The following is a 7,950-nucleotide window of genomic DNA, read 5'->3' as shown; positions in this document are numbered from 1 at the left end:
TAAAAACAAACTAAACGAAATCGGAATTTACTATCACCATTTTTCTGGCGACTTACAAAATGAACGGATAAAGATAGAAAACGAAATGCTAAGGCTCTAAAGATTGTGGAAAAAGGCCTAAGGCTAGACTATATAAAAATATAGGCCAAGGCCATGGCGAATTTAGAGGTTGTAGCCCGGTTTTTAATTTTTTGGAATGATAGCAAAATAGCAAGTAGAAATAGGCAGGTTATTTCATTGCAGACCCTAAGTTTGAAACTTGGAATTTAATTCTTCAACGATTACTTCTATTTTTTTATTTCTATCGTCTTTGTCCAAAATCACTGCTGGAGCTTGCCTCACTTTGCAGTCAATAATTGCACAACGTTCGCAGGTTACGCCAACTTCTTGTTTTTTAATAGTCGGATCTTCTAAAAATTTCAACTTGCGTTCTAATTGCTTATTCATTAGTAACCCAATACTTATACTTCTATATTGATTGTGTTTAAAAGGATCTTTAGTTGCAGATGAGAAGACTAAATACTTTGTGTCATGACCTGGGTAATTAGAAATTTGAATATCAAATTCATGAGAATTATTGCTTTCACTTATTTCTTTTAAAACGTTCAAGGAGACCCAACGTCTACAATAATGCTCATTGCTTTCATTGGCCCGAGGTGAATGCTGATGAGATAAATGAAGTTCTTTGTTTAAGTGAAATTCTTCAGAACCTGATTTATGAGTAAACCTTAGAAAAAATAAATTTTTAATATTAAATGCTTTGGGCAAAATATTGGTCAAACGTTGATAGAATAATTCTGGTGAAGTGTTGAAAGCTCTCAACATTTTAAGAAATAGAGCTTCATCAAAAGTCTCTTTTTCAAAAATGGTCTCTAAGGTTAAGGTCAATTCATTTTTAGGAATAATGAGCGCTCCAGCAAAATAGGAGGCATAAAAATTATTGAGCACCTGCTCAAAACTCTGGAATTTAATCCATGGAAAAGTATGTAACCTATCCGTAATTTCTAAATAATTATAGGCGATTTCTTTAGCATAAATAAACGTTCGCTGTCCTTCATCAATGCCATTGGCAAGTAATAGGGTTTTGGTTTTAGGTACAAAAACAGATCGCAAATTCCCTAAAGCTTCATATTTACTTAATTCTCTGTTGTTAATAATGTAGTCATACTCTTCAATTAATATGTCTTCTAGATCACTAGAGGAGAGGGGTTTTGTTAAATCCACTTGATAGGCTTTTGAAAAATTTAAGGCCTGTTGTTCTAAATCATCAAAATAATTATTATTTGCTTCTTGAAATGAACGTACAGAGGCAAGGAAAAAACTTTCTCTACTAAAGTTATAATGCTGTGCAATTTCAATTATAGTACTTATAAATGCGTTTACTTTTACAGGTGCATTGGCTACAATATCTATTAAATTACTTTCCTTAATTCCGAAAAGCTCTAGTGGTATTTCCTTTAATATTTTAGACTGCAACAATTCGCCTATGGGGGCCAAATTTTTATCCAACTTTAAAGAAACCATTTGATCATAAGGAACTTCCAGTTTCTCTGAAAGTGTAGCAATTTTATCTGGCTTAGGATATTTTTTTCCATTTTCAATTTCATTCAAATAAGACTTTGATAAACCAGAAAGTTTAGACAATCCGAATAAAGACAATTTCTTTTCAGTCCTTATCTGCTTTAGCTTTAATCCAAATATGAGCTTGATATAATTTTCTTCCATAAAAACAAATATAGGCTTTTTTGCGAATATTATTATTTTGCGAATATTCACATTTAGCGAACGTTCGCTTGTGTATTATGAATCTTTGTTATACTATTGTAATGTAAATCAATAATATTATGGAACATACGCACTTAAAACAACCCAAATTAAATTTTTCAAAAGATGTAATTAATTACTATCCAGACATTCTTACAGATGAAGCACTTCACTTTTTAACCTTGCTTCATGAAAAATTTAATTCAGAGCGATTAGAATTATTATATAATCGCTTAGAACAACAAAAAGTATTTGACAAAGGTCATTTTCCTGAATTCCCAAAAGAAACTGAAGCTATTAGAAAAGGGGAATGGACAGCTGGAAATATCCCACATGATCTACAAGATAGGCGTGTGGAGATTACAGGTCCTGTAGATAGAAAAATGATAATAAATGCTTTGAATTCTGGGACCAAAACATTTATGGCAGATCTGGAAGACAGCACAGCACCTAGTTGGAAAAATACTATTGAAGGGCAGCAAAATTTAATCGACGCTAATGATAAAACCATTTCTTTGCTAGATTCAAAACGAGGCAAATCTTATAATTTGAATCAAGAAACAGCAGTTTTAATGGTAAGAACCAGAGGCTTACATTTAAACGAGAGACATATTATAATCAATAATGAAGAAAGTTCAGGAAGTTTAACTGATTTTGGCTTATATGTATTTCATAACGTCAAAACAATGTTAGAAAACGGAACTGCGCCCTATTTTTACCTACCGAAATTAGAACATTATTTAGAAGCGCGATGGTGGAATAAAGTGTTTGAATTTGCACAAGACTACCTCGAGGTACCTATCGGAACATTTAAGGCAACTGTTTTAATAGAAACTATTACGGCAAGTTTTCAGTTAGACGAAATCATTTTTGAACTTAAAGATCATATCGTAGGTTTAAATTGTGGCCGTTGGGATTATATATTTTCATATATCAAAAAATTCAGAAACCATCCAAATTTTGTTGTGCCAAACCGTGATCAAGTGACCATGACAACCCCTTTTATGGATGCGTATTCTAAACTTGTGATTCAACGTTGTCATAAACGTGGTATTCTTGCGATAGGAGGGATGGCAGCTCAAATTCCAATTAAAAATGATGAAAAAGCCAATACTGATGCTTTGGAAAAAGTTCGTCAAGATAAAGAGCGTGAAGTTAAAAATGGCCATGACGGGACATGGGTTGCACATCCTGCATTAGTTGAAGTCGCTATGGTAGAATTTAATAAACACATGCCAATGCCAAATCAATTACATATCACTCGTGACGATATCACCATTACTGAAAAAGATTTAGTAGAACTCCCTAAAGGCACTGTAACAGAAGCTGGAATTAGAAAGAACATTAATGTTGGGGTATTATATACTGAAGCTTGGTTGCGAGGTCATGGCGCTGTCGCCCTTTATAATTTAATGGAAGATGCAGCGACTGCTGAAATTTCAAGAACACAAGTCTGGCAGTGGTTAAAAAATGAAGTAAAACTCGAAGATGGTAGAAAATTTAATATGGAATTGTACAAAGACCTATTTAACGATGAAGTCAAAAAAATTAAGGCTGAATTCGGTGAAGAACAGTTGAGGAACAGCAAGTTTGAATTGGCTTTCAATCTTTTTGATGAGTTGGTTGTTTCAGTAAAATTTGAAGAGTTTCTAACCCTTTTAGCGTATAAACACATTTAGGGTCTATTATGAAATAACCCATCTATTCCTACTTGTTCTTTTACTCGCCAGCTACATTAAAAATACTCGCCATATCTAGTGTTATGTCTGTGTTTTTGATTTACTGCCAAATAAAATAGCAGTAAATAATTCAGGCACTTTATTTTATATCACACACCTAATAAAAAAATGTCTCGCAACTACTGCAATAGTTTACGAGACTTAATTATCAAAATCTAGAATAACCTTAATAATCAATACAAAACTATGAAAAATTTACAGAAAACAAATTACAGCTCTGCATTACAGACTGTAAGAACCCTTAAAGAAAAGTATGGAGAAAGCTGGAACGCCATACATCCTGAAAGCGTAGCTAGAATGGCTACTCAGAATCGTTTTAAAACAGGTTTAGACATCGCTATATATACAGCAGCTATCATGAGAAAAGATATGGCAGCTTACGATGCAGATTCGTCTAAATTTACTCAATCTCTTGGTTGCTGGCATGGTTTTGTAGCGCAGCAAAAAATGATAGCTATTAAAAAGCATCACAAAACGACCAGTAAAAAGTATTTATATCTTTCTGGTTGGATGGTTGCTGCATTGCGTTCAGAATTTGGACCATTGCCAGATCAATCTATGCATGAAAAAACGGCTGTTCCATCTTTGATAAGTGAAATTTATGATTTCTTGCGCCAAGCCGATGCTATTGAGTTAAATGATTTATTTAAAAGACTTGAAAGAGGAGAAGATGTGCAAGATCAAATTGACAACTTTGAGACCCATGTAGTTCCTATTATAGCTGATATCGATGCTGGTTTTGGAAACGAAGAAGCAACCTACTTGTTAACCAAAAAAATGATTCAAGCTGGTGCTTGTGCTATTCAGATTGAAAATCAAGTTTCTGATGCCAAACAATGTGGTCATCAAGATGGAAAAGTAACTGTGCCTCATGAAGATTTTATTGCGAAGCTAAATGCGATTAGATATGCGTTTTTAGAATTAGGTGTAGAAGACGGGATTATAGTCGCTAGAACAGATTCTGAAGGAGCTGGCTTAACCCAGAAATTGCCTGTTAGTCTCGAACCTGGAGATTTAGCTTCTCAATATTTAGCCTTTGTAGAAGCCGAAGAAATTGACGTGAAAGAGGCTCGACAAGATGATGTCCTTCTTAAAAGGGACGGCAAATTAGTGAGACCTTTAAGATTAGCCAATGGGTTGTATAAATTTAAAGAGGGCTCTAATATAGATAGAGTTGTATTAGATTGTATTACAAGTCTTCAAAATGGGGCAGATCTTTTATGGATTGAAACGCCAACTCCAAATGTGAAACAAATTGCGCATATGGTAAACAGAATCAAAGAAGTTGTCCCTTCTGCTAAATTGGTTTACAATAATTCGCCATCTTTTAACTGGACGCTAAACTTCCGTAATCAAGTCTATGAAGAAATGCTTGCAGAAGGTGAAAATATGACAGCTTATGATAGGAATAATCTAATGGATTCACACTATGATGCTACAGAATTATGCTATCGCGCAGATGAGAAAATTAAGACCTTCCAAACAGATAGTGCAAGAGATGCAGGGATTTTCCATCACCTAATTACCTTACCAACCTATCATACTACCGCTCTTCATATGAATGAGTTAACCAAAGGATATTTTTCAGAAGAAGGCATGTTGGCTTATGTAAAAGGGGTACAGAGACAAGAAATCCGTAACAAGGTTTCTTGTGTTAAACATCAACGCATGGCAGGATCCGATTTAGGAGACGATCACAAAAGTTTTTTTGCTGGAGACAAAGCTATAAAAGCAGGAGGGGAGAAGAATACAAGTAATCAGTTTGAAATCGATAAAAAGCTTGAAAAACGAGAACTTGTTACAGATAAATAATTCTATAAAGTGATGAATGTGGTATGTACTAGTATCACATTTATCAATGCTATTTTTGAAAAACATCACTTTTAAAATACCTTTTAAATAGGGTGACAATAGCTGATTTTCAGGATAAATATAAAGACCTCTTAAATTGTGTTGACCCTATTTTTAATCATTTCAGAAAGAAAAAATCATCATAAGGTAAAACTACAATACTAAAGTTATTTGAAGACAACTCTTTAGTCAGGAAGCAATTAAAATCTGATGGTACAGGCAAAGAACTAGTTGTAGATGGGGGGTGGCTCTTTGCATTGTGCATTATTAGGTAATCAGTTAGCCACACTAGCCACAGAGGATAAGTGGAATGGCATTATTATAAATGGGTGTCTTCGCGATACTCAACTCATTAATTCTATAGAAATAGACATAAGAGCTCTAAACACTTCTCCTGTTAAAAGGATTAAACACAATAGTGGAGAAACAGATAGTATAGTAAAACTTGGGGGGTGTTAATTTCATTTATGGTGATTATACCTATGTAGATTCAGATGGTATTCTTATTTGCAAATATAATTTGATTAATAAAATACAAAAAAATGAAAGGCAGAAAATTACTTATGATTCCAGGCCCAATTGAGTTTGAACCAGAGGTATTACAGGCTATGGGCATGGCGACTACTAGTCATGTAGCCCCAAATTTTATCGAGGTTTTTGGACACAGCCTTGAGCTGATGAGAGAGGTTTGGAAATCACCCAATTGTCAACCCTTTATTGTTGCAGGGACTGGTACATTGGCTATGGATATGGCAGCTGCAAATCTTATAGAAGAAAAAGACCGTGTACTCGTCATTTCTTCAGGGTACTTTGGTAAACGGTTTAAAGATATTTTGGATCGTTATGGAGCAAAAACGACTATTTTAGAAGCTCCTCTAGGTGAAGTTGTACCTCTTGAAGCTATTGAAAAAGAGCTAAAAGCGAAGCAGTATAAAGCTTTGACTATAACACATGTAGACACCTCTACCGGAATATTAGTAGATCCGAAACCTATAGCAAAATTAGCCCAAAAATATAATACTATAAGTATTTTGGACGGTGTATGCTCGGTTGCAGGAGAAGCCATAAATCAAGATGAATGGGGACTTGACGTTGTTTTAACGGGGTCTCAAAAAGCCATTGGCGTACCTCCAGGGCTTGCGCTTTTAATGGTATCTGAAAAAGCGATGGGAGTTTAGGAAAATAGGAAAACCCCTGTATGCAGTTATTATGCAGATTGGAATAATTGGTTACCTGTAATGAGCGCTTACGAAGAAAGAAGACCTTCGTATTTCGGAACACCAGCAGTTAACTTAATTGTGGTATTAGAAACCAGTTTGAAGATAATTTGTAAAGAAGGCATAACTGAAAGGGTTAAGAGGCATCAAATTTATGCAATGGCATTTCGAGCAGCGATAGCATCATTAAATCTAAAGATACTTCCAAAAACAAATAAAATTGCCGCTAATACTTTAACAGCAATTTACTATCCCAAAGGCGTCGATGGCGCTGCATTACGTTCTAAAATGGGCAATAATAATATTATAGTTGCAGGGGGATTACTTTCAGAAATAAAAGCCTCTTATTTTAGAATAGGTCACATGGGTTCTGTGTCATCAAATGATCTTATTGCAGTATTAGCTGCCTTAGAACATGTATTATTAGAGTTAGGACATGAAATAATAGTTGGAAAAAGCCTTCAAACTTTTCAAAAAAAACTTTTAAAAACCGATAGTTTGACCTTTAAATGCTAGAATTGAAATTGGTTAGAGGAATTAAAACGCTAAGAGGTTGAAATTCAATTAGGAAAAACAGATGAATCTTATATAATTCATAGCATTGAACACTGTAATATTGAACGCAAATGAAACCCACAATACAAGCATTGTGGTGTTATTAGTGCAGAAGATGGTACCCGCTGTTTTCTTAATGTTATTTCATTATTCAATGGGTTTATCTCCATTATTACCATACTGGTGAAAGCTGTTAAATTTGGTGATAAAATTTCTTTGTTTTTTACTAAAGTCTTGGACAAAACCAAATTTGAATTGCTGGAAGAGGATACTGTTGTGGAGATAGTGAATAGAGACTATTGGGAAGAGAAAGCTAACAAGAAAATGTTGAAGATAGTAGATACTGTCATCAGTCATTTAGACGATTTGAAAGAGGACTATAACTTGAACCATAACAAAAATTATATCGGTATTAAAAAAAAATGGTGTAGCCAAGAATTTCGTGAAATTTAAGCCGAAAAAATTCAGTAATTATACATATAAAACTGGTGAAGTTAGAAGAGTACGATGAACTTTTAGAAGACTATGGTATAGACAAAATAGAGTATAAAAAGACATGAAAACAATACAGGTTTGAAAAAAAAGTCTTAACATGTTAATAATTAATGGATTAAAAACATGTTAAGATTTAATTTGTGGAGTCGGGGAGAAGTAGTTCGAACTTTTTGAATGAAGATGTGGAGTTAATTATCTCTAAGTCAAATGGTTTTTAATGGTCTTCATTGAGTCTAATGTATCTCTTTTATAAAACATTTAAATAGCGATCTTTCATTTTTAAGAACAAAAATGAGGTGTCTATCAGTTTTAGAGCTTTAACTCTATTT

The 7,950-nt window shown here is 33.9% G+C and carries 7 protein-coding genes; 6 read left to right on the top strand and 1 reads right to left on the bottom strand.

The genetic code is table 11. The features are described 5' to 3' along the window. Positions 1-246 precede the first annotated feature (246 nt). A complete protein-coding gene (locus CXF67_RS03130; protein WP_102087423.1) occupies positions 247-1,725 on the bottom strand; it encodes a helix-turn-helix domain-containing protein in 1,479 nt (492 codons plus the stop codon). 119 nt (positions 1,726-1,844) lie between these two features. Between CXF67_RS03130 and aceB the strand changes: the two genes are divergently transcribed. The 6 genes from aceB (at position 1,845) to CXF67_RS03105 (ending at position 7,579) form a co-directional block, all read left to right on the top strand. Further along, positions 1,845-3,443 carry a malate synthase A gene (gene aceB, locus CXF67_RS03125; protein ID WP_102087422.1) on the top strand — a complete coding sequence of 533 codons (1,599 nt, stop codon included), beginning with the start codon at positions 1,845-1,847 and terminating at the stop codon, positions 3,441-3,443. Between the two features lie 246 nt (positions 3,444-3,689). Next, positions 3,690-5,315, top strand: a complete 1,626-nt coding sequence (locus CXF67_RS03120) for an isocitrate lyase (RefSeq protein ID WP_102087421.1) — start codon at positions 3,690-3,692, stop codon at positions 5,313-5,315. Positions 5,316-5,591: 276 nt separating this feature from the next. Further along, on the top strand, positions 5,592-5,813 hold the full coding sequence (locus tag CXF67_RS03115) for an RraA family protein (RefSeq protein ID WP_102087420.1): 222 nt from the start codon (positions 5,592-5,594) through the stop codon (positions 5,811-5,813). Positions 5,814-5,896: 83 nt separating this feature from the next. Further along, the gene (locus CXF67_RS18605; RefSeq protein ID WP_257984571.1) at positions 5,897-6,532 is read left to right on the top strand and encodes a pyridoxal-phosphate-dependent aminotransferase family protein; all 636 of its coding nucleotides are present in this window, start codon (positions 5,897-5,899) and stop codon (positions 6,530-6,532) included. A 60-nt stretch (positions 6,533-6,592) separates the two neighbouring features. Beyond that, a complete protein-coding gene (locus tag CXF67_RS18600) occupies positions 6,593-7,087 on the top strand; it encodes a pyridoxal-phosphate-dependent aminotransferase family protein (RefSeq protein ID WP_257984570.1) in 495 nt (164 codons plus the stop codon). Positions 7,088-7,360: 273 nt separating this feature from the next. Further along, positions 7,361-7,579 carry a hypothetical protein gene (locus CXF67_RS03105; protein ID WP_145990355.1) on the top strand — a complete coding sequence of 73 codons (219 nt, stop codon included), beginning with the start codon at positions 7,361-7,363 and terminating at the stop codon, positions 7,577-7,579. Positions 7,580-7,950: the final 371 nt, after the last annotated feature.

Source organism: Psychroflexus sp. MES1-P1E, assembly GCF_002836055.1.
Classification (GTDB): Bacteria; Bacteroidota; Bacteroidia; order Flavobacteriales; family Flavobacteriaceae; genus Psychroflexus.
This window is presented reverse-complemented; position numbering and strand designations above follow the sequence as displayed.